20 protein-coding genes and 1 riboswitch are annotated in these 20,321 nt (G+C 49.0%); of the genes, 17 read left to right on the top strand and 3 right to left on the bottom strand.

The genetic code is table 11. The features are described 5' to 3' along the window. Positions 1 to 75 precede the first annotated feature (75 nt). Positions 76 to 885, top strand: coding sequence for a GNAT family N-acetyltransferase (locus R7V76_RS05235; protein WP_318091511.1), 810 nt, complete (start codon positions 76 to 78; stop codon positions 883 to 885). A 76-nt stretch (positions 886 to 961) separates the two neighbouring features. On the opposite strand, the gene R7V76_RS05230 is transcribed toward R7V76_RS05235, so the two are convergent. Further along, positions 962 to 1,933, bottom strand: a complete 972-nt coding sequence (locus R7V76_RS05230; protein ID WP_318091510.1) for a zinc-binding dehydrogenase — start codon at positions 1,931 to 1,933, stop codon at positions 962 to 964. 2 nt (positions 1,934 to 1,935) lie between these two features. Continuing rightward, complete coding sequence (locus R7V76_RS05225; protein WP_290828884.1) at positions 1,936 to 2,427, bottom strand: lactoylglutathione lyase family protein; 492 nt, start codon at positions 2,425 to 2,427, stop codon at positions 1,936 to 1,938. 106 nt (positions 2,428 to 2,533) lie between these two features. On the opposite strand from R7V76_RS05225, the gene R7V76_RS05220 reads away from it, so the two are divergent. From R7V76_RS05220 to R7V76_RS05205, 4 genes are all read left to right on the top strand, one after another. Then, a complete protein-coding gene (locus R7V76_RS05220; RefSeq protein ID WP_012370805.1) occupies positions 2,534 to 2,833 on the top strand; it encodes a winged helix-turn-helix transcriptional regulator in 300 nt (99 codons plus the stop codon). A 40-nt stretch (positions 2,834 to 2,873) separates the two neighbouring features. Further along, positions 2,874 to 3,563 carry a metal-dependent hydrolase gene (locus R7V76_RS05215; RefSeq protein WP_318091509.1) on the top strand — a complete coding sequence of 230 codons (690 nt, stop codon included), beginning with the start codon at positions 2,874 to 2,876 and terminating at the stop codon, positions 3,561 to 3,563. 208 nt (positions 3,564 to 3,771) lie between these two features. Further along, positions 3,772 to 4,671: a DUF4097 family beta strand repeat-containing protein gene (locus R7V76_RS05210; protein ID WP_318091508.1), complete on the top strand. Its 900-nt coding sequence runs from the start codon at positions 3,772 to 3,774 to the stop codon at positions 4,669 to 4,671. Then, positions 4,668 to 5,579, top strand: a complete 912-nt coding sequence (locus R7V76_RS05205) for an FUSC family protein (protein ID WP_318091507.1) — start codon at positions 4,668 to 4,670, stop codon at positions 5,577 to 5,579. The genes R7V76_RS05210 and R7V76_RS05205 overlap by 4 nt, the downstream gene beginning before the upstream one ends. A gap of 58 nt (positions 5,580 to 5,637) precedes the next feature. Here R7V76_RS05205 and R7V76_RS05200 read toward each other — a convergent pair whose 3' ends face one another. Then, positions 5,638 to 7,332 (bottom strand): Rqc2 family fibronectin-binding protein, encoded by a 1,695-nt coding sequence (locus R7V76_RS05200; protein ID WP_318091506.1) that lies wholly within the window; start codon positions 7,330 to 7,332, stop codon positions 5,638 to 5,640. Between the two features lie 168 nt (positions 7,333 to 7,500). On the opposite strand from R7V76_RS05200, the gene gmk reads away from it, so the two are divergent. From gmk to R7V76_RS05140, 12 genes are all read left to right on the top strand, one after another. Then, on the top strand, positions 7,501 to 8,118 hold the full coding sequence (gene gmk, locus R7V76_RS05195; RefSeq protein WP_234944616.1) for a guanylate kinase: 618 nt from the start codon (positions 7,501 to 7,503) through the stop codon (positions 8,116 to 8,118). Position 8,119: 1 nt separating this feature from the next. Then, the gene (rpoZ, locus tag R7V76_RS05190; protein ID WP_012370799.1) at positions 8,120 to 8,323 is read left to right on the top strand and encodes a DNA-directed RNA polymerase subunit omega; all 204 of its coding nucleotides are present in this window, start codon (positions 8,120 to 8,122) and stop codon (positions 8,321 to 8,323) included. A gap of 56 nt (positions 8,324 to 8,379) precedes the next feature. Beyond that, positions 8,380 to 9,570: a bifunctional phosphopantothenoylcysteine decarboxylase/phosphopantothenate--cysteine ligase CoaBC gene (gene coaBC / locus R7V76_RS05185; RefSeq protein WP_318091505.1), complete on the top strand. Its 1,191-nt coding sequence runs from the start codon at positions 8,380 to 8,382 to the stop codon at positions 9,568 to 9,570. Continuing rightward, complete coding sequence (gene priA, locus R7V76_RS05180; RefSeq protein ID WP_318091504.1) at positions 9,567 to 11,891, top strand: primosomal protein N'; 2,325 nt, start codon at positions 9,567 to 9,569, stop codon at positions 11,889 to 11,891. Before coaBC ends, priA begins: the two co-directional genes overlap by 4 nt. Before the next feature lie 11 nt (positions 11,892 to 11,902). Next, positions 11,903 to 13,288: a methionyl-tRNA formyltransferase gene (fmt, locus tag R7V76_RS05175; protein ID WP_318091503.1), complete on the top strand. Its 1,386-nt coding sequence runs from the start codon at positions 11,903 to 11,905 to the stop codon at positions 13,286 to 13,288. After that, on the top strand, positions 13,285 to 14,625 hold the full coding sequence (gene rsmB / locus R7V76_RS05170) for a 16S rRNA (cytosine(967)-C(5))-methyltransferase RsmB (RefSeq protein ID WP_318091502.1): 1,341 nt from the start codon (positions 13,285 to 13,287) through the stop codon (positions 14,623 to 14,625). The genes fmt and rsmB overlap by 4 nt, the downstream gene beginning before the upstream one ends. Before the next feature lie 24 nt (positions 14,626 to 14,649). Next, the gene (locus R7V76_RS05165; RefSeq protein WP_318091501.1) at positions 14,650 to 15,384 is read left to right on the top strand and encodes a Stp1/IreP family PP2C-type Ser/Thr phosphatase; all 735 of its coding nucleotides are present in this window, start codon (positions 14,650 to 14,652) and stop codon (positions 15,382 to 15,384) included. Between the two features lie 2 nt (positions 15,385 to 15,386). After that, the gene (gene pknB / locus R7V76_RS05160) at positions 15,387 to 17,312 is read left to right on the top strand and encodes a Stk1 family PASTA domain-containing Ser/Thr kinase (protein ID WP_318091500.1); all 1,926 of its coding nucleotides are present in this window, start codon (positions 15,387 to 15,389) and stop codon (positions 17,310 to 17,312) included. Positions 17,313 to 17,349: 37 nt separating this feature from the next. Beyond that, complete coding sequence (gene rsgA / locus R7V76_RS05155) at positions 17,350 to 18,255, top strand: ribosome small subunit-dependent GTPase A (RefSeq protein WP_318091499.1); 906 nt, start codon at positions 17,350 to 17,352, stop codon at positions 18,253 to 18,255. A 1-nt stretch (position 18,256) separates the two neighbouring features. Continuing rightward, positions 18,257 to 18,913 carry a ribulose-phosphate 3-epimerase gene (rpe, locus tag R7V76_RS05150; protein ID WP_318091498.1) on the top strand — a complete coding sequence of 219 codons (657 nt, stop codon included), beginning with the start codon at positions 18,257 to 18,259 and terminating at the stop codon, positions 18,911 to 18,913. Positions 18,914 to 18,936: 23 nt separating this feature from the next. Next, a riboswitch (TPP riboswitch) is annotated at positions 18,937 to 19,043 on the top strand. Positions 19,044 to 19,106: 63 nt separating this feature from the next. Then, a complete protein-coding gene (gene thiT / locus R7V76_RS05145) occupies positions 19,107 to 19,667 on the top strand; it encodes an energy-coupled thiamine transporter ThiT (RefSeq protein ID WP_318091497.1) in 561 nt (186 codons plus the stop codon). Beyond that, positions 19,667 to 20,275, top strand: coding sequence for a thiamine diphosphokinase (locus R7V76_RS05140; RefSeq protein ID WP_318091496.1), 609 nt, complete (start codon positions 19,667 to 19,669; stop codon positions 20,273 to 20,275). The genes thiT and R7V76_RS05140 overlap by 1 nt, the downstream gene beginning before the upstream one ends. Positions 20,276 to 20,321: the final 46 nt, after the last annotated feature.

Genomic DNA, 20,321 nt, shown 5'->3' with positions numbered 1-20,321 from the left:
GGAAAAGATGCGAATCGTCCGTCATGCGTTCTTTTTTTTGATACACTGAAAACAAAGAAAAGGAGCTGTTTTCAGATGTTGACCCATTATCGTGATTATGAACGCTTCAAACAGATTGCGGTCCCGTTGCTTGAACGACGACCCGATGTCCATCAGTTACCGCTCGGGATACTCGAACGGGGGGATGTGCCGATTTTAATGGCGATTGCGGAAGAAGGGGACCGGACGATTGTTGTGCTGCAAACGATTGAAGAACAGGCCATCTTAGCAGGTGATGTCTTTACATACGAAGGAATCCGGAAATTATCGCGGATTTTGAACTGTCCCGGATATGTCGGAGAGCAGGCGATCATCGAGCCGCTGCTTGCTTCGCACAGTCCGTTTCAAATCAAGATGGATCAAGGGATTTATACATTGACGACGGTCATTCCTCCTGTGACGCTTGACTACGAATTCCGGTTGATCGAGGAACGGTTTGCACCACAGGCTGTTGCATTCGGTTGGTCGTTCATACAAGAGACCGGTGCCTTGCCGGCAACGGAACGCAGTCGTTTGAAGAATGAGCTGACGATTCGTAAACACATTGAGGCCGAAACATTATTTGGTTTGTTTGACGGAGAACAGTTGCTGGCAATGGCTTCATCGAGTCGGCCGACTGCTTCCGGTGTGACGATTTCTTATGTCTTCACCCCGCCAGAATGGCGAAAACAAGGGATTGCGTCTTATCTCGTGGCCTGTCTGTCCGAACATCTGTTACAACAGTATCCGATGGTATCGCTCTACACGGACTGGTCCAATAAAACATCAAACAAGATCTATCAGGCAGTCGGGTTTGAACTCGCCGGACGTTCCATGCAAATCACGAAACGTCCGAAATACCAATGACCGGATGACAGTATACAAAAAGCAGAGGTGTTTTCCCGCAATTCAAGGAAAACACCTCTGCTTTTATATACACAATTTAAAATGTTGCGATGAGCTTTCCGCGGACATGCCGTTCAGACAGCCGCTGTAAACCTTTGACGAGATCTGCCGCCGGAATCTCTTCCGTAACGAGCGGATCCAGTTCTTTTGCAGCAACCAGTTTCAAAAGTTCATCTGCCATATGACCAAGATTCCGAATGGCCCGGTCATCTTCGCTTGCATAAGCAGCAGCGAGAGCGACTTCATGGATAGACGGTGAAAGCGTAAACGGTGTGACGACCGATTGATCGGGACCGCCGGCGATGAACGCCAGTTGTCCGGAAAAAGCGAGTCGTCCGAGATCAGCGGTCGCTTCATCTCGACCGACTGTATTGAAAATCAAGTCCGCACCACGACCGTTCGTCCAGTCGCGGATGACTTCCGTCACATTTTCTGTTTTATAGTCGATGGCAAGATCCGCACCAAGCTTCTTGACCCAGTCATGATTCTCTGTCGAGGCCGTCGTCGCGACGGCAAGTCCGAGTCGTTTCGCGAGCTGAATTCCGATTCCACCGACACCACCGGCTCCGGCGTGAATCAGGATGGTCTCCTTATCTGTTGTGTTCATCTTTTGAATGATGGCTTCATAGGCCGTCATACCGGCGCATAGAATGGCAGCAGCCTCGCTAAAGCTGACAGCCGCCGGAATTTTCGCCAAGGCACGGGCATCGACGACTGCATATTCCGCGAATGCCCCGTTTTTTTGAAGATTCGTATGAACGGCGACACGTTCACCGACTTTGATATCCGTTACATTTGGTCCTGTTTGTTCGACGATTCCGGTCAAATCGACGCCCGGCACATGCGGATACGTCCAGGCCGGGTTTTTGATTGCTTTGTAGTCGACAGGATTCAAAGCGACCGACTTGACACGAATCAACGCTTGACCTTCATCCGGCGTCGGGGTTTCGATCTCTTCGAACGTCCATTGATCAACTGCTTCACCTGTGTGGTTTAACCATGCTTTCATCATTAATACGCTCCTTCCGAATACGTCAGTTCATATGAGTGGGAATACAGTTCGACCAGGTTACCGAACGGGTCTTCGCAATAGACCATCCGGTACGGTTTTTCACCCGGATAATATTCGCGGATCGGCATCCGTTGTTTACCGCCGTGGGCAACGATTTTTTCGACCATGCCCTCGATATCCGGATCCTGGATGGCGTAATGAAAAATGCCGGTCTTCCAGAATTCGAAATTGTTGTCCGGTTGTTCATTGTTCGGGAATTCAAATAACTCGATTCCGACCCGGTCGCCGGTCGCCATGTGAGCGATCCGGAATTTTCCCCAGCCGGCTCCGAAGACATCCGTACACATGACCCCGATCGGTGAGTCATCCTCGACGACGTCCGACGGTTCCATGATGGTGTACCAGCCCATCACCTCCGAATAAAATGAGATGGCTTGTTCTAGATTCGGAACAGACAGTCCGATGTGTGAGAAATTACGTGGATACGTCATAACATCCAACTCCTTTGCTTTTTGATTTACGATTACGATAACTTACGATACACTCGACTGCATAGTACGCACTTTAAAGTAACTACCTGAAGGAGAGACAAAAGCAATGACGACAGAACAGTTCCCAGTCAATCGGGCGCTCGCCATCATCGGCGGAAAATGGCGTCCACAGTTATATTGCACGTTAGAAGACGGTCCGAAACGTTTTTTGGAGCTGCAACGCGCGATTCCCGGTATTTCGCGGAAAGTGTTGACCGATCAATTGAAAGAACTCGAACGGCTCGGGATGGTCGAACGGATTGAATTCGACGAAGCCGTACTGCACGTCGAGTACCGGTTGACGGATGCCGCTTATACGTTGCAACCTGCGATAAAAGGTTTATGCGCCTGGGGAGAAGGGAACTAAATTCCTTGTTGATACCACTAATCTCAGGAGGTCCTTTTAGATGAAACTGACTTATCACGGACAGTCCACTGTCACAATCGAAACGAATGGGCACCACATCGTCATTGATCCATTTTTCAGCGGCAACGATCAGGCGATGACAAAACCGGAAGACGTCAAAGCAGACTTTATTCTGTTAACGCATGCGCATGCCGATCATATGCTGGATGCCGAAGCTATTGCGAAAGCGACAGGCGCGACGATTGTCGCGACACATGAACTGGCGACGTACCTGAGCTTTAAAGGATTGAATGTTCATCCGATGAATCTCGGCGGACAGTTTGAGTTTCCGTTCGGAAAAGTTAAAATGACGCAGGCGTTCCATTCTTCAAGCATCATCGATGAAGAAAAACAGACAATCACCTACATGGGAATGCCGGCCGGCTTCTTATTGACGATTGAAGATAAAGTCATCTATCATGCGGGAGATACGGCACTGTTTGGTGATATGGCGCTCTACGGTGCACATTACGACATCGATCTTGCGTTCCTGCCAATCGGTGATAACTATACGATGGGTCCGGATGATGCCTTGGTGGCAGCAGACATGTTGCAGGCGAAAACGATTGTGCCGGTCCATTACGACACGTTTGATCTCATCAAGCAGGATGCCGCGGCTTTCTGCGCGAATTTGGAAGCGCAGGGTCAAACCGGTCAAGCCTTGAAAATCGACGAGTCAATCGAACTGTAATTAACAGCGAAAAAACCGGTCAGACCGGTTTGCACTGTTAAAAACGAATCATTCTTCCGGAAGCATGGAAAGAATGATTCGTTTTTTTGTCATGCTCCATCTTCCGCCCGATGGTATTATGTGAACAATTTCGTATGATAAAGAAGGAATGTTGACAGACGAATCATAAATTCGGAATAATGGGAGAGAATTGGATGGAGGTAGACCAATGGAGGAGAACACAAGCAGAACAGAACGAAAGCGGAAACAATCATCGTTTACGCGACTAAAAGACAAACGGCGGAAAATGACGGCTTCATTCGATCGGATCGGTGCCCGTAAACCGATTCGCCGCCCGCTCATCGTTTACGGTTCGGTTATCTTAAGTCTGATGATTTTATATACGGTGACCTTATTTTTGACGACGGATTCCTTATCACGGGGAGAAGCGTTTAAAACAACGAACCGGTATAAAACGCTTCAGATCGACGCACCGAACGGTACGATCAACTTTGTCCGGAGTACGGACGGAAATGTCCAGCTGAAACTGGTGGATAGTGCGTCCAGCCAAAAGCGGTTGAAAATCGGTACGTCAGGAAATACACTGACGGTGACAGGACGTGATGGGTTTGCCGCACGACTCGGGAACCGTCCGAGTGAGAAGCCAGGTGATTTTTCAATTCAGGTCGGATTACCGAACTACATGAATCGAATCGATGTTGACGCTCGGTCCATTAAAGGAATGGGCGTATATGCGAAATCAATCCAGATGTCAGCTGAGGCGATGGATATAAACAAAATGGATGCAGACGATATCATGCTGACAGCTCAAGGCAATGTCAAAGCCACGAATATGAATGCCGTCCATGCGGAAGTAACCGCAGAATCGGTTAACTTATCCGAATACGGTGCCAAACTGGATTTATCCGTCTCGACGATTGACGGCCCGGTTCGATTGAAACCAACGAAAGCGGCCGGCACGATTGCCGTAACGACGGAAGGTGACATCAAAGCTTCAGACCGGTATACGAAACGAAAAGACGATGATACCGCTTTATTTGAGTTGTCGAAACAAGAAAAACCGGAAGTGACTGTCGAGAGTGAAGTCGGGCAGGTGACGCTCGAGTGAAATTCCAATTTCGGATCGGTCTTCGGACAATCAAGACCGGAATCGCTGTAGCGATTGCCCTCAGTTTTTCTTGGTATGTCTTCGGAATTTATTCCGGTATGGGAGCGGTTGCCGCAATCGTCGCCATGCAACCGACGATTCACCGGTCGTTTAAAATCGTCTTCAACCGGATTTTAGGGACGATTCTCGGTTTAGTCTGTGGACTCGCGGTCGTCGCGACCCTCGGAGCGAATCCATTGACGATCGGATTGGCCGTCATCGTGTCGCTTGTCTTTAACTCAATGATTGGACGGACCGACATGTCGACGTTTGCCGCTTTTGCCATCGTGCTGATGTTTGAAAGTCCGACCGCTGACTATGTCCATTATGCATTGACCCGTTCCTTATTGACGGTCGTCGGTGTCTTATCCGCAGTCGCCGTCAACTACATCGTGTTTCCCCCTCACTATGAAGACCGTTTATTGTTGTTCGTCAAAAAGACGACCAAACAATTGATGGAGGACTGGCGCAGCCTGGTCAAAGACGATGCAAAATTACTGACGGTCCGCAAACAGGTTTTAAAGCATGAGGAAATGATTATCATGCTGCAGGAGGATCAGAAATATCCGCTTGTCGCCAGCGGTCAGAGTAAAGCATTCATTCAATTGAAACAGCTGGTTGATCTGGAGGACAAACTTCTGTTACTGCTTGAAAGTATCGCCAGTCATCGCGACTTGCCGATGTCGGACGAACAGGAGAAGGTCCTCGGACAAGAAATCGATTTTCTGCTCAGCCATCATTATGATGTGATTTTTTCACACGACCGGGATCAGCCGATGTTCAGCTTTGACCAGGAAGTCAGTGAAGTGGACGATATCATCAACGGTCATTTGCTCGATTACCGGGAACAACTGGAAAAAATGAAATGAAAAAACGTCGTCCTCGTGATTCTTTTTCAATTGAAAAAGAGCGAAGACGACGTTTTTTTTAAGGTGTCCGCAATGACTGGACAAGATCGGCATCCGGAGTGACATAAAGTGTCGTTTGATCCGTATAGATGACGAATCCCGGTTTGGCACCACTCGGTTTTTTGACGTAACGGAGTTCTGTGAAATCGACCGGCACCTGGCTCGATTCCCGGGCCTTGGAATAATAGGCGGCGACCACCGCGGCTTCTTTTAATGTGGTCTCATCCGGCTGGTCACTGCGGATGATGACATGTGAACCGGGGATATCTTTTGTATGCAACCATGTCTCGGACCGGCGTCCGAATTTAAACGTCGCATAATCATTTTGTTTGTTGTTTTTGCCGACGAAAAATGGAATGCCGGTCGAAGATTGGTAGGCCTCAAGTTTAGGGATAAGAGGTTTCTTTTTCTTTTTGCTGCGTTCCCGGACGTATCCTTCTTCGACGAGCTCTTCCCGCATCTCCCGAATATCTTCCGGAGAAGCGACATCGAGTTGTGCCAGTAGCGACTCGAAATAATTGATTTCGAGCTGGTTTTTCTCGAGCTGCTTCGCGACTTCGATTTTAGCGGTTTTCAGTTTGTTGTAGCGTTTGTAGTATCGTTGGGCATTTTCATTCGGTGAGAAGCGGGGATCAAGAGCAATCGTAATTTCCTTCCCGTCTTCGTCATAATAATCGACGACCGTCGCCTCTTTCATGCCGCGTTCGAGCTGATACAGGTAGGTCGTCAATAATTCGCCTTTGTGTTTCAATTCGTCCATCTTTTCGGTAGCGGCCAGGTCACGTTCGAGTTTCGTGCGTTTCAGAATATTTTTATCATATTCGCTTTTGATAAAACGCTCCAGGTCGGCCGCCTGTTGTTTGACACGATCCCGATTTGATTTCTGATGGAAGAATGCATCGAGGACGTCTCCGCTTGTCGCGAAGGTCTTTTCTTCAATGATTTCCCCGTGGTGCAACGCGACAGGGGAGAAACGTTCCTTCCCGTTTGCGAGACGCTGTAAATAATAAGGACCCGTCAGTTCATCGAGGACGGAATGAATGGCCTCCGCAAGCGATGTCCGGTTCGAAAGACCGCCCCGCGACACGATTTCAGCAGTGATTTGCGGTGAAAAACCACTGAACAAACCTAATAACTGACGGTCGATCTTTCCGGCGTTCCAATCAATCCGGTGTAACGTCTGTTCGATGTCACCGGTCAGAGGATCGACTTTATCTTGTTCCGGCGGCAAGTGATACTGCAGACCCGGCATGATGGTCCGGAATGTATTTTGGCTGAGCGGAAGATGTTTGATCGCATCCAAGATTTTATCCTGTCCATCTGTCAGGAGGATGTTGGAATGGCGGCCCATCAGTTCGATGTACAGTTTTTTCGCTTCTTCATCCCCGAGTTCATTTCGTGAGCGGACACGCATTAAGATGACCCGGTCACGTCCGAGCTGTTCGATTGATTCGATGAAGCCGCCTTCGAGATGCTTTCGGAGCATCATACAAAACATCGGCGGTTCGCTTGGATTGCTCGTCGACTCCGATGTCAGATGAAGCCGCGCGTACATCGCATTGGCCGATGCGAGCAACATCACGTTTTTTCGTTCTGCCCGGACACTGAAAATTAAATCGAGAGCATACGGTTGGTGTATTTTATTAATCCGTGCCCCAACGAGCGGTTGGAGTTCCCGGACGACACGTGTTGTCATTAGTCCGTCAAAAGCCATGATATTACCTTCTTTCCTGATTTCGTTTCCACTTTCTAAAGGTAACAGAAAGTGCCCGGTTATGGTATGATTAAGCAGTCGAGCTGAAAAAGACCACTTGCGAACTTCCTGTCTCTACTGCTAATATGAAACAATGTGAAGTTTGTTAGATGGAGGGGTTCTGAAGTGATTTTTAAAGAGCGTGGCTTATTACTCGTATTGTCTGGTCCGAGTGGTGTTGGTAAAGGAACGGTTTGCCGTGCCTTGCGCGAAGATGAAGACAATAATTTGCACTATTCTGTGTCATGTACGACACGTAAACCGCGTGAGGGAGAAGTGGACGGTGTCCATTATTTCTTCAAGACACGTGAAGAATTCGAAAGTATGATTGCGAACAACCAATTGCTCGAGCATGCGGAATTCGTCGGTAACTATTATGGTACACCCGTCGAATGGGTCAACAAAATCTTAGATGAAGGAAAAGATGTCATCTTGGAAATTGAAGTACAGGGTGCGATGCAGGTGAAGGAACATTTTCCGGAAGCTGTTTTTCTGTTTTTGGCTCCGCCAAGTTTACAGGAACTTCGCAACCGTCTTGTCGGGCGTGGAACAGAATCAGAAGAGGTCATCAAACAACGTCTTCTTGTCGCGAAAGAAGAGATTGAAATGATGGATGCTTATGATTACGTCGTCACGAATGACGAGATCCACAAAGCATGTGACAGAATTCAAGCAATCGTCACTGCAGAACATTGTAGCCGGGAACGCGTTGCGTCCTTGTATAAAAAAGCCATGGAGGTCAAATAACATGTTATATCCATCAGTAGACAAGCTTCAAAAGACGGTCCCTTCGAAATACACAATCGTGACGGTCGCAGCAAAACGTGCACGTCAAATCCAAGACGGGAAACGCGTGAAAGTAGCAAACCCGAAATCATACAAACCAGTCGGAAAAGCGCTCGAAGAACTCTTTTCTGGTGAAGTCGTGGTTACGAACCAACCGCAAGACTAATTTTGAAGCAGCCACTCCTCATTGTGGCTGTTTTTTTCAATAAGGAGGAATTCATCATGCTAACGAATCGTAACATTTTATTATGTGTCGGAGGAGGAATCGCCTCGTATAAAGCGGCGGCTTTGGCATCGAAACTCGTTCAGGCCGGAGCGAACGTTCAAGTCGCGATGACGAAGAATGCCCAACAATTCGTCGGGAAAACGACGTTTGCCGCCTTGACGAGAAAACCGGTCTATGATGATGTCTTCATCGAGCATGATGCATCCAAGATTGCCCACATCGATTTAGCAGATGAAGCTGATTTGATCGTCGTGGCTCCTGCGACGGCGAATCTGATTGCGAAACTTGCGCACGGAATCGCCGATGATTTCATTACGACGACGATTTTAGCGGCGACATGTCCGGTCGTGGTTGCTCCGGCGATGAACGTCAATATGCTCGAACATCCGGCGACAGTGCGAAATATGGAACGGCTGATGGCAGACGGAGTCCACTTGATCGCACCCGGAGTCGGTAACTTGGCATGTGGCTGGATCGGAAAAGGGCGGTTGCCTGAACCGGAAGAGTTGGTCGAAACGTTATCCGGCTTGTTCCAACCGAAACCGCTCGCGAATCGCCATGTCCTGATCAGTGCCGGTCCGACTGTCGAACGGATTGATCCGGTTCGTTATTTGACGAACGATTCGTCCGGTAAGATGGGCATCGCGCTTGCGGAAGCGGCCCGGGATGCCGGAGCGACCGTCACGCTTGTTCATGGTCCGGTTCGAGAAGCCTTGCCGACCGGTATAACGACGAAAGCTGTCGAGTCCGGTGACGAGATGCTTGCAGCGATGTTAGCTGACTATGACAAACAAGATCTGGTCATCATGGCAGCGGCGGTGGCCGATTATCGTCCGACTGTCCGGTATGACCGCAAACAAAAGAAAATCGACGGACCGTTACGGATTGAACTGGAAGAGACGACGGATATCTTACGTACGCTTGGTGAGCGGAAGACAAATCAGATTTTAGTAGGGTTTGCAGCCGAAACTGAAAATCTGGAAAAACATGCGCAGCAAAAACTGATTCGAAAACAGGCGGATTTCATCGTCGCAAATGATGTCTCCCGTGCAGACATCGGTTTTTCAAGTGATGAGAATCAAGTCACGGTTTATGGAAACAATCATCCGGCCGTTCATTATGATCAACAATCGAAAACCCGATTGGCAGCCGCATTGATTGAACAGTTCATGGAGGCATTACGATGATTGCCGAAGTCATCGTCGATGTCGCGGCGGCGACGGTCGACCGGCCATTTGATTATGAAGTACCGGATTTATGGCGTGATCTCGTTGTTCCCGGTATGCGTGTCGAAGTGCCGTTCGGTCCGCGGGCATTGCTCGGAATCGTCGTTGCCGTGAAGGACGAGACGGATCTTGCACGTATCAAACCGATTGTACGCGTTCTCGATGAGACACCGACGTATACGGAAGAATTGCTTCAACTGTCGAGTTATCTGTCCGAGACGACCCTTTGCTATCAGGCGACGGCACTACTTGCGATGTTGCCCGCTGCTTTAAAAGTCAGTTATGATAAACTGATTTTGGCGGAAAATCCGCGGCTGATTCACTGGAACCAGAAGAAAATCAGCCAGTTTCCGAGTGAGGTCCAACAACAGATATTAGTGGCTGCCCAAAATGGGGATATCCGACTGCAACCGATCGTCAAAGAAAAGAAAACGTCCAAAACCGACAAGCGGATTTGTCTGCTCGATTCGACGATTGAATTATCGAAACAAGCGACAAAACAGATTCTGCTCCGTGATTATCTGATGGCACGTCAGGAAGTGTTATGGAGTGAAGTGATGCATGAACTGGATTTGACTGTCAGCATTCTGAACAGTTTAGAGAAAAAAGGTGTCATTACGGTCGAGACGATTGATGTAAACCGCAATCCGTACGAACATCTCGTCCAAGATATCTTTGTTCCGTCCACCCTGACAACCCATCAGCAGGATGCGGTCGATGCGATCACGGCACCGGACGAGACGAGTACGTTTTTACTCCACGGGGTGACCGGCAGCGGGAAAACGGAAGTCTATCTGGAATCGATTCATACAATGCTTCAGCGGGGGCGCCAAGCGATTTTGCTCGTACCGGAAATCAGTTTGACGCCGATGATGGTCAAACGTTTTAAACGCCGGTTCGGGGATCGAGTGGCTGTGCTGCACAGTGGTCTGTCGTTAGGTGAAAAATACGATGAATGGCGGAAAATTTCCCACGGGGAAGTTGATGTCGTGGTCGGGGCACGTTCTGCGATTTTTGCACCGTTGACGAACATCGGTGTCATCATTTTGGATGAAGAACATGAAACGACCTATAAACAGGAAGAAAATCCGCGGTATCATACCCGGGATGTGGCCACGTGGCGAGCGGCGTATCACAAATGTCCCGTCGTCCTTGGAAGTGCGACGCCGATTCTAGAAACGTATGCACGTTCTCAGAAAGGGGTCTATCGTTACCTCCCTCTAAAAGAACGATTCGGAGGCGAACTTCCACCGGTCGAGATCATCGATATGCGAAAAGAACTGGAACGCGGCAATCGAACACCGTTCAGCCTGCCGCTTGTCGAAGGAATCAAACAACGCATCGAACGGGGCGAACAGACGGTTTTACTCCTCAATCGACGGGGATATACGACGTTTGTCCTGTGCCGGGATTGCGGGGAAACACTCCAATGTCCGCACTGTGCCGTCAATCTGACGTATCATCAACACCAGGATTGCCTGAAATGTCACTATTGTGGATTTGAAGCAGCGATGCCGAAAACCTGTCCATCCTGTGAGTCAAAGAAAATCCGTCAATTTGGTACCGGGACACAAAAAATCGAAGAAGAACTGGCACATTTGATTCCGGAAGCGAAAATCATCCGGATGGATCAAGATACGACGTCACGCAAAGGCGCGCATGAAAAATTATTGAATGCGTTTGAGCGTGGTGAAGGAAACATCCTGCTCGGAACCCAAATGATTGCGAAAGGGCTTGATTTTCCGAACGTAACACTGGTTGGTGTCATTGCAGCAGATGCAACACTCGGGATTCCTGATTTCCGGGCGAGTGAACGAACGTTTCAACTGATTACGCAGGTTTCAGGTCGTGCCGGTCGGGGAGCGCTTGCCGGACAATCGATTATTCAGACATACAATCCGGAGCACTACGTCATTCAGACGGCGAAACGTCATGATTATGAAGCGTTTTATCAGCGAGAAATGCAGTTGCGTAAGTTAGGCGGACACCCTCCGTTCTGGTTTTTAGGACTGGTGACGATTTCAGCGGCTCATCCGCTCGAAGCACAAGCGGAAGCGGAAGCGATTGCGGGAGAACTCCGGCACCTGGAATCAGACGATTTAATTGTCAACGGTCCGCTCGAAGCACCGCTGGCACGACTAAAAAACATGTACCGATATCAAGTGATTCTAAAACATAAAGGTCAAGAAGAAGTGCGGGAGGCACTCCGTGCGATGCTTGCATTACGCATCAAACAAAAAGTCCAAGTAACAGTGGATTTAAATCCATTTGTATTCATGTGAGGTGGCAAATTATGTACAAAGTTGTGGAAGTACCAAATGAAGTATTACGTCAAAAATGCCAACGGGTAACGAAGTTTGACAAGAAATTAGGAAAAATGATTGATCGGATGTTCGATACGATGTATGAATATGACGGCGTCGGATTAGCAGCGCCGCAAATCAACCAACCGATTCGTGTTGCTGTCGTCCATACGGATGATGAGACGGGACCGATCGAGCTGATTAATCCGGAAATCATCGAAGCAACCGGATCGGAAATCGACGACGAAGGCTGTTTAAGCATGCCGGGGATTTTCGGACCCGTGGAACGCTTTGAACAGATTGTCGTCAAATCACAGGACCGTCTTGGACGAAGTGTCAAAATTAAGGCGAACGGCTTTTTTGCACGGGCCATCCAGCACGAAATGGATCATTTGGACGGTGTGTTGTTCACGGACAAATTAGTGGAGACGGAAGCAACGCCTCGTGTCGTTTTCATGGGAACACCAGAGTTTGCTGCAAATACACTCCGGGAAGTAATTGACGCCGGATATAACGTCGTCGGTGTCGTTTCCCAGCCGGACAAACCTGTCGGACGCAAACGTGAAATCAAGCCGACACCGGTGAAAGAAGTGGCATTGGCTCATGAAATCCCGGTGTTACAACCCATCAAAATCCGTGAAGACTATCAAGAGCTGCTTGATTTAAAACCGGACCTAATCATTACGGCTGCTTACGGACAAATCGTTCCGACGGCAGTGCTCGAAGCCCCACAATACGGCGCGATTAATGTCCATGCGTCCTTATTGCCGAAGTATCGCGGCGGAGCCCCGATTCACCAGGCAATTATCGACGGGGAAACAGAAACAGGGGTCACGATTATGTATATGGTCGACAAGCTGGATGCTGGAGATATGTTATCAAAAATCATCGTCCCGATTGAAGAGCGTGACACGGTCGGAACGATGTTTGATAAGCTCAGTGCTGCCGGTGCCCGATTATTAATCGAAACATTACCGCAGTTGATTGCAGGTACGTTGACACCTGAAGCACAACGGGAAGAAGATGTTACGTTTTCTCCGAATATCAGCCGGGAACGGGAACGACTCGATTTTTCACGTTCCGGAGAAGAATTATATAATCAAATCCGCGGCATGAATCCATTCCCAAGCGCCTATACGCTGCTCGGTTCAGATCGTCTGAAAGTATACTTTGCTGAAAAAGTGCCGGGGCGCGGAAGCGCAGGCGAAATCATTGCCCTGGAAGCTGATGGACCTGTCGTTGCAACCGGTTCAGACACAGCCTTGAAGTTAGTGGACGTACAGCCGGCCGGTAAAAAACGGATGGACGGTGCGACGTTCATGCGAGGTGTCGGACAGACACTGACGATTGGACAGAAAGTAGGCGAACAAGCATGAATGTCAGAGATGCAGCAGTCACAACTTTATTAAAAATTGGCCAGGGCGGCGCTTTTTCCACGATTTCCGTCCACCAAATGCTTGAAAAACGAGCTATCTCAAAAGCAGATGTCGGTTTATATACAGAACTGGTTTACGGTACACTCAGTCGTGAACTGACACTGGACTATATTCTGGAACCTTTCTTAACGAAACAAAAAAAGTTAGACCCTTTCATGCGTCCGTTATTACGGATGAGTGTTTACCAACTGTTTTATCTCGACCGGATTCCGGATCATGCTGTCATCAACGAAGCAGTCGAGATTGCCAAGACACGCGGGAAACCGCACATCGCCAAAGTCGTCAACGGTGTTCTGCGGAACGTGCTTCGGACCGGAAAACCGGATTTCTCAGCGATTCCTTCGACGGTTGACCGGATCAGCATCGAAACGAGTCATCCGGTCTGGCTGGTCAAGCGATGGATGGAACTGTTTGGAGAGGAAGAGACATGGAAGATGTGCCGACTGAATAATGAACCGGCACCCGTCACCGTCCGTGTCAACCGGACCCGGACAGACCGACAAGAAGCGATTGTATTGCTGGAAGAACAAGGAGTCATTGCAAAACCGGCCCATGCGGCACCAGACGGACTTGAAATCGTCAGTGGCAGCGTGCAACAGACGGATCTGTTGGAACGCGGTTACTTGTCACTCCAAGATGAAAGTTCGATGCTGGTCGCTGCCGCTTTAGGTGCACAACCGACGGATCGTGTCTTGGACAGCTGTGCGGCACCGGGCGGAAAAGCGATGCATATCGCGGAAGGTTTGGCGACGGGATCGTTAATCGCACTGGACCTTCATCCGCATAAAGTAAAATTATTAGAAAAGCAGGCAACGCGTCTTGGACTGCATAATGTGCAGGCGGAGGCACTGGATGCCCGACAGGCAGGCACACGTTTTGAGGCGGCATCATTTGACCGGATATTGGTCGATGCACCATGTTCCGGACTCGGTGTCATTCGCCGGAAACCCGATATTAAGTGGACGAAACGTCCCGAAGATTTAACGCAATTGCCGGTCATTCAGCGGCAAATCCTTGAAGCGGTTCTTCCGCTCGTCAAACCGGACGGAACTTTCGTCTATTCGACTTGTACGATGGATCCGCTTGAAAATGAACAGCAAACAGAGTTCATCCTCAGCCAAGGATTTGTTTTTGACGAGACGTTCAAAACACGGATGCCGGAAGCTGTTCAATCATTGATTGGTGAACGGGCTGAATTAAAATTACTTCCTACATCGCTTGGTACAGATGGTTTTTATATCGCTGCATTCAAAAAAATGAATGAAACAACGGGATAATCAAAAACGAAGAGGAGGACGGGTATGGAGTTAGCTTATTTGACGACGACTGGAAAGGTCCGTTCAAAAAATGAGGACACGGTTTTATTGGTAGGCGATGTAACACAAGGATTGGCCGTCGTCGCTGACGGCATGGGGGGGCACGCGGCCGGTGAAACGGCGAGTGCCATCGTCAAACAGACTTTTGCCGAAGCATACGCAGATATGCCAAGCCGACCGATGGAGTTATCTTCCTGGATCGAGCGGTTAGTGAAAGAAGCCAATACGCAGATTCTACGTTTTTCTCAAGTCGAAAATTTATCGATTGTCGGCACGACGATGGCCTGTGTCTGTTGGTCGGATGATTTACTGGTGATCGGTCATGTTGGCGACAGCCGCGTGTATGCACTGGAAGCAGGACAATTGAAACAACTGACGGATGATCATTCCTATGTCAACATGCTTAAACAGTTGGGGGAATTATCGGAAGCAGAGCTTGAAAATCATCCCCGTCGTAATGTCATTACACGATCCGTCGGTTCGAACGAATCCGTTGATGTCGACATTCAAGTCCGGGATGCACCGGACTATGATATCGTGTTAGTGTGTAGCGACGGTTTATCGGATGAAGTTCCCCATGAAGTCATCGAGCAGTTGCTTCAAGAAGATGCACCGCTCGATACGATTGTCGAACGTCTTGTATCAGAGGCGAATGACCGGGGAGGCGCAGACAACATCACGATTGCTGCAATCCGTTTTAAAGAAAGAGAGAGGATCTGAATATGCGTTACGGAGATCGATTGAACGACCGCTACCGCATAGAACGGTTAGTTGGAAATGGCGGAATGGCAAACGTTTATCAGGCATATGATGAAATCTTGAATCGAACTGTCGCAATCAAAATTTTACGTACCGAGTTTTCGCATGATGAACAATTCATCCGCCGATTTGAACGAGAGGCACATGCTGCGACGAGTTTAAATCATCCCAACATCGTCGCGGTCTATGATGTAGGAGAAGAAGAAGCGATTTATTATATCGTGATGGAATATATCGATGGTATGACACTTAAAACGTATTGTGAAGGGCGGGCACTGCCCGTCACAAAAGCGATTGACATCATCAGTCAAATTTGTGATGCGATTGATCATGCCCATGCCCACCGGATCATCCACCGGGATATCAAACCGCAAAATATGTTGATTCGTGAGGATGGGACCGTCAAGGTGACGGATTTTGGAATTGCGGTCGCGATGTCGAATGCGACTCTTACCCATACGATGTCAGTACTTGGGTCCGTTCATTATTTTTCGCCGGAACAGGCGAAAGGGAAATTTGCGGATGAAAAATCAGATATCTATTCGCTTGGAGCAGTGTTATATGAACTCGTGACGGGACAGGTTCCGTTTGAAGGCGATTCACCGGTGGCGGTTGCCCTGAAGCATCTGCAAGATACCGCTCGCCGTCCAACCGCATTAAATCCGGCCGTACCGCAAGCTTTAGAAAATTGCATCATGCAGGCGCTCTCTAAAGCACCGCACGACCGGCAACAAACGGTCGCTGCCTTTAAAGAAGATATGGTGACGGCGATGTCAGCCGAACGGGCGAACGAAGGAATTCGTGGTGATGATCTGATGGAAAAAACGATGGTGCTCAGTCCCGTATCGTTGCCATCAGAAGAACTCGAACAAACCGTGCCGGTTCCGAAAGTCGCGACCGTTCTGCCTCAACCCGAGAAAAAAAAGAAGCGCGCATGGTGGATCATTTTATTGTTGGTATTACTAATCGGTGGAGCTGCCACGACTTTTGCCATGTGGCCCGATCCGACGGTCGTCGTTCCGGATGTGACAGGCAAGGACGCCGACGAGGCGGAAACGAAGCTTGAAAAAATGGGGTTCATCGTGGAATCGACGGAACGCTCAAGTGATACGGTCGAAGAAGGTGCCGTCATCAGTCAGTCTCCTCGCGAACAAGCGACTGTCAAAAAAGGATCGACGGTGGATTTGATTGTCTCGACTGGAAGTGATCCGGTCGAAGTACCGGATGTTTCGGATGAGACAGAGAAAAAAGCAATCGCCATCCTGAAGGACAGCGGTTTTGAAAAAGTCGACGTCGAACGGGAAGAATCCGAAGACATCAAACGCGGAAATGTCATCCGACAGTCGATTTCAGCAGGAACGGAAGTCATTGCGAAGGAACAGATGATCACGATCACGGTCTCAAACGGATCGCCGGCGTTTGTCCTGAAAGACTTGACGGACTTATCGAGTACAGAAGCGAAAGCCTACCTCGATGAGATGGGACTCGACGGCACGTTTGAGCAAGAGTTCTCGAGTGACGTCGCCCTTGATCAAGTCATTCGTCAATATCCGCAAGCCGGTGCGCAAGTCGAGCCGAATGATTCCGTTACGGTCTTTATTTCACGGGGAGAGGAAGAAAAAACCGTCACAGCGACGTTCCCTGAAAAAGTCGTCTACGATGGCGTCAGTGAAGAAGACAAGCCCGCTCCACGTCAGCTCGTCCGGATTGAGACGGAAGATGCCAAAGGGAAACGGACGGTCATCGAAGAATCGATTGATCAGGACGAAACGTTTGATGTTCCGTTAACAATTGATCCGGGAGAAGAAGGTAAGATTACCATCTATAAAGATGACGAAGTTTACCGGGCGAAGACGATTACGTACAATCAGGCAAAATCACAAGAATAATGATCAGGAAGTTGATCCTGACGAAGGAGTGCATAGGATGGCAGAAAATCGAATTGAAGAAAATCGGGAAGGGACGATCATTCGGCTGCAGGGTGGATTTTATGATGTCATGACACCTCAAGGCGAGATTCGTTCACGGGCACGCGGTAATTTCAGAAAACGGGGCATCAGCCCGGTCGTCGGGGATGAGGTCGTTCTACACATTGAAAGTGAGACCGGATATATCCTCGAGGTAAAGGACCGTCAAAATTTCCTCGTTCGCCCGCCGGTTGCCAACATTGATCAAGCGTTGTTGGTCGTTTCAGCAGCAGAACCTGATTTTTCTGCCCATCTTCTCGATCGGTTTTTGGTACTGATCGAAGCAAAAGAGATTCAACCGATCATCATCTTGACAAAGATGGACTTGCTGCAAGGAGAAGCCGAACAGCATGTATCCGAAGCGATTGCTGCCTACCGGGCAATCGGCTATCAGGTCATCGAAACGTCAAGTGAGACCTTGACCGGAGTCGAATCCGTCCGTCCGTTGCTGAAAGATAAAACGAGTGTCCTGGCCGGACAGTCCGGTGTAGGGAAAAGTTCATTGCTGAATGCCTTAGAACCTTCATTGGCACTGGAAACAAGTCATATCTCGAAGGCACTTGGACGCGGACGACATACGACCCGCCACGTGACCCTGATGCCGCTCGGTGATGGTTTAATTGCCGATACTCCGGGATTTTCAAATCTCGATTTTCCGCATGAAATGGAACTGGAAGAGTTACGTTGGTGTTTTCCTGAATTCGTCGCTTTACAGGACGATTGTAAGTACCGCGGCTGCCTGCATCTGAATGAGCCCGGTTGCGCGGTTAAGCAGGCTGTCGAGGCACATGAAATCATGAACTCACGGTATACGAATTATGGTATGTTTGTAGAGGAAATCAAGAATCGGACACGGAGGTATTAACATGATTAAAATCGCCCCATCAATCTTATCAGCGGATTTTGCAAATTTAGAGCGGGATGTCAAAGCAGTAGAAGCGGCAGGTGCCGACTACATTCATTTTGATGTCATGGACGGCCAATTTGTTCCGAATATCTCATTCGGACTTCCTGTCTTAAGCAGTTTACGTCAAAAAACAGATATGATTTTGGATGTGCATTTAATGATTGACCGCCCGGAAAACTTTGTTGAAGCATTCGTTGAAGCAGGGGCTGATATCGTGACGTTCCACGTCGAGGCAACGAATCACGTCCACCGTGTCCTGCAACAGATCAAAGCAGCCGGTGCGAAAGCGGGAGTCGTGCTTAATCCGCATACACCACTTTCGACGATTGAACACGTGCTGGAAGAAGTCGATATGGTCTTGTTGATGACGGTCAATCCTGGTTTCGGCGGTCAAGCCTTCATTCCGGGTGTCATGAAAAAATTAAGTCAACTGGCTGCGCTGAAAGCGGAACACGGTTTATCGTTTGAGATTGAGATCGACGGCGGAGTCAACGCAGAGACGGCCAAATTATGTATCGAGAACGGTGCAAACGTTTTGGTCGCAGGTTCGGCAATCTATAATGCCCCGGATTATTCAGAGGCAATCACTAGTATTCGGAATGCCGCTCACGTATAATAAGAGCAGAATCAAAATTGAATGAAGACCGCAAGGGGTGTCGCGTCAAGCGGCTGAGAGAAGTGATTGGACTTTAACCCTTCGAACCTGTTCCGTTCAGACGGACGTAGGGATGTGGCGCACGCAGGCAGTACGGCGTTCGTCGTACTGCCTTTTTGCCGTCCTGCGATTTTATTTTTAGGAGGAAAAAAGGATGAAACGGCTACAAATGTTAATGGAAATTGCAATCTTTGCAAGTCTGGGTGTGGTGTTTGATTTATTGATCCCGTTTAAAATGCCTCAAGGAGGTTCCATCAGTTTGGCGATGTTACCGATTTTTGTCATGGCGTTTCGTCACGGCGTTATCGGTGGGGTCGTGACGGGAGCACTCGTCGGAACACTCCAACTGATGTTCGCTCCACAAATTCTGACGGTCGTTCAGCCGTTACTCGATTATACGATTGCGTTCGGAGTCGTCGGACTGAGCGGACTGTTTGCCCGTCAAGTTAAAAAAGCAGCAGCCGCCGGGAAGAATGGCCGTTTGATGGCGATTGTATTAGGTGCGACATTGTTAGGTGCGGGCTTACGTTATGCCTGTCACGTCATCAGCGGAATCGTCTTCTTTGCTGAATATGCGGAAGGTCCGGTCGTTCCGTATTCCTTGATCTATAACGCGACGTATATGGTTCCGTCCTATCTGTTATGCGGTATTGTCGCAGGGCTCCTGTTTACGACGGCACCACGACTTCTTCGTTATTCCGCACGAGGTGTCTGATGCGGGTCGTGATTGTAGCAGCCGGTCCGGCGGAAGACATTCCGTCCTTACAACCGTTTATGGAGGAGAAGCCGGTTGTCATCGCTGTCGACGGCGGGGTCACCGTTTTGGCGCAACAAGGTTTCGCTTTTGACTTGGCCATCGGTGACTTTGATTCGCTTGGATACCAACCGGAAGGGGCGATCATTCATCCGTCTGAAAAGGATGAGACCGATTTGGAACTGGCATTACGTTACGTCAGTCAACATTATGAAGCAACGGAAGTGCTGGTATTCGGTGCGACCGGCGGACGACTGGATATGACGCTTCAAAATGTCTATCTGTTAAAACAATTCCCGCTCGTCCGCTTGATGACGAAGCGGGAAGAGGTCCGTTTCCTGCAACAGGGACAATATGACATCGAAGCAGACCAGTATCATTATCTGTCCTTCATTCCGCTCGTCCCGACGTGTTTGACGCTCCAAGGGGTCAAGTATCCGTTGACACAACACGATGTCCCGGTCGGCGGATCGTTGACCGTCAGCAATGAATGGACGAATCAGGAACCGGCAAAAGTGACGGTGCACACAGGTGAAGTCATCGCATTACGGAGTTTGTCGGATCAGTAAAAAAGCGTGTTCGTTAGGATTTCCTAACGAACACGCTTTTTGTGAT

Origin of the sequence: Exiguobacterium artemiae (assembly GCF_033342815.1) — a bacterium.
Classification (GTDB): domain Bacteria; phylum Bacillota; class Bacilli; order Exiguobacteriales; family Exiguobacteriaceae; genus Exiguobacterium_A; species Exiguobacterium_A artemiae_A.
This window is presented reverse-complemented; position numbering and strand designations above follow the sequence as displayed.

Coding starts and splice junctions, on each gene's coding strand:
- thiT (WP_318091497.1), top strand. CDS start 19,107: ATGAAACGGCTACAAATGTTAATGGAAATTGCAATCTTTGCAAGTCTG.
- fmt (WP_318091503.1), top strand. CDS start 11,903: ATGTACAAAGTTGTGGAAGTACCAAATGAAGTATTACGTCAAAAATGC.
- R7V76_RS05235 (WP_318091511.1), top strand. CDS start 76: ATGTTGACCCATTATCGTGATTATGAACGCTTCAAACAGATTGCGGTC.
- rpe (WP_318091498.1), top strand. CDS start 18,257: ATGATTAAAATCGCCCCATCAATCTTATCAGCGGATTTTGCAAATTTA.
- R7V76_RS05165 (WP_318091501.1), top strand. CDS start 14,650: ATGGAGTTAGCTTATTTGACGACGACTGGAAAGGTCCGTTCAAAAAAT.
- R7V76_RS05215 (WP_318091509.1), top strand. CDS start 2,874: ATGAAACTGACTTATCACGGACAGTCCACTGTCACAATCGAAACGAAT.
- coaBC (WP_318091505.1), top strand. CDS start 8,380: ATGCTAACGAATCGTAACATTTTATTATGTGTCGGAGGAGGAATCGCC.
- rpoZ (WP_012370799.1), top strand. CDS start 8,120: ATGTTATATCCATCAGTAGACAAGCTTCAAAAGACGGTCCCTTCGAAA.
- pknB (WP_318091500.1), top strand. CDS start 15,387: ATGCGTTACGGAGATCGATTGAACGACCGCTACCGCATAGAACGGTTA.
- R7V76_RS05140 (WP_318091496.1), top strand. CDS start 19,667: ATGCGGGTCGTGATTGTAGCAGCCGGTCCGGCGGAAGACATTCCGTCC.
- R7V76_RS05200 (WP_318091506.1), bottom strand. CDS start 7,332: ATGGCTTTTGACGGACTAATGACAACACGTGTCGTCCGGGAACTCCAA.
- R7V76_RS05230 (WP_318091510.1), bottom strand. CDS start 1,933: ATGAAAGCATGGTTAAACCACACAGGTGAAGCAGTTGATCAATGGACG.
- R7V76_RS05210 (WP_318091508.1), top strand. CDS start 3,772: ATGGAGGAGAACACAAGCAGAACAGAACGAAAGCGGAAACAATCATCG.
- R7V76_RS05220 (WP_012370805.1), top strand. CDS start 2,534: ATGACGACAGAACAGTTCCCAGTCAATCGGGCGCTCGCCATCATCGGC.
- R7V76_RS05225 (WP_290828884.1), bottom strand. CDS start 2,427: ATGACGTATCCACGTAATTTCTCACACATCGGACTGTCTGTTCCGAAT.
- rsgA (WP_318091499.1), top strand. CDS start 17,350: ATGGCAGAAAATCGAATTGAAGAAAATCGGGAAGGGACGATCATTCGG.
- priA (WP_318091504.1), top strand. CDS start 9,567: ATGATTGCCGAAGTCATCGTCGATGTCGCGGCGGCGACGGTCGACCGG.
- rsmB (WP_318091502.1), top strand. CDS start 13,285: ATGAATGTCAGAGATGCAGCAGTCACAACTTTATTAAAAATTGGCCAG.